Consider the following 476-nt stretch of genomic DNA (forward strand, 5'->3'; position numbering starts at 1 on the left):
TTACACGGCATACAGCTATATCGAGCCTTTTGTACAAAACATTGCGGGATTCAGCGCCAACTTTGCCACGGCATTACTGTTATTACTCGGTGGTGCGGGCATTATTGGCAGCGTGATTTTCGGTAAACTGGGTAATCAGTATGCGTCTGCGTTGGTGAGTACGGCGATTGCGCTGTTGCTGGTGTGCCTGGCATTGCTGTTACCTGCGGCGAACAGTGAAATACACCTCGGGGTGCTGAGTATTTTCTGGGGGATCGCGATGATGATCATCGGGCTTGGTATGCAGGTTAAAGTGCTGGCGCTGGCACCAGATGCTACCGACGTCGCGATGGCGCTATTCTCCGGCATATTTAATATTGGAATCGGGGCGGGTGCGTTGGTAGGTAATCAGGTGAGTTTGCACTGGTCAATGTCGATGATTGGTTATGTGGGCGCGGTGCCTGCTTTTGCCGCGTTAATTTGGTCAATCATTATAT

General features: G+C 50.8%; 1 pseudogene. It reads left to right on the forward strand.

What is annotated here, in order from left to right:
* Positions 1 to 476, forward strand: a pseudogene (ydeA, locus tag M3600_RS28565) (L-arabinose MFS transporter); the annotation flags it as partial.

Origin of the sequence: Niallia sp. MER 6 (assembly GCF_023714395.1) — a bacterium.
GTDB lineage: Bacteria > Bacillota > Bacilli > Bacillales > Cytobacillaceae > Niallia.